The following is a 718-nucleotide window of genomic DNA, read 5'->3' on the forward strand; positions in this document are numbered from 1 at the left end:
CCTTCTCCCATCCGGGCGACCTCATCACGGAACCCGCCCGCGGCCGCCGCCACCACCACCCGAGGCGAAGACGCCGGTGGCGGTCCCCACGGCGGAGCCGCCGTTGCCGCCCAGGCCGCCGCCCGTGCCGACGCCCGCGACGCCGTTCCTGCCGGTGGCCGAGGTGTTGCCGACTATCGCGGACGTGCCGCCGCCACCGCCGCCACCGGGACCCCCGGTGATGCCGGCGGGCCCGCCGCCCGCACCACCGGCGCCGCCGTGCAGATCGTCGAAGCCGCCGGCGCCGCTGCCGCTGCCGGTGGCGAAGGGTCCCGCCGTGCCGCCGCTGCCGCCGGTGCCGCCGGCGCCGCCGTGGCCGCCGCCGATGCTGTTGCCGCCCTGGCCGCCACCGCCGCCACCACCGCCGGCCGCGGCGGCCGAGGTGGTGGCCTCGACGTAGGCGTCGCCGCCGTTGCCACCGTGGCCACCGGCGCCGCCGTTGGTGCCGGCGCCGCCGTGGCCCCCGTTGCCGCCGGAGCCGGCGCTGCCGCTGACGGCGCCACTGCCTTTGAAGGTGCTGCTGCCGCCGTCACCGCCGGCGCCGCCCGCGCCGCCGTCGCCGTTGGCGCCGGCGTGGCCGAGCAAGCCCCGCGCCTGGCCACCGGGTCCGCCGTCGCCCCCGGTGCCGCCGTCACCGCCGTTGGTGCCGCTGCCGCCGTTGATGGCGGACCCGCCCGCC

The 718-nt window shown here is 81.2% G+C and carries 1 pseudogene; it reads right to left on the reverse strand.

Annotated features, from left to right (window positions below):
* Positions 1 to 24 precede the first annotated feature (24 nt).
* Positions 25 to 718 (reverse strand): annotated as a pseudogene (locus BST11_RS29075) (hypothetical protein); the annotation flags it as partial.

Source organism: Mycobacterium alsense (assembly GCF_002086635.1).
GTDB classification, from domain to species: Bacteria; Actinomycetota; Actinomycetes; order Mycobacteriales; family Mycobacteriaceae; genus Mycobacterium; species Mycobacterium alsense.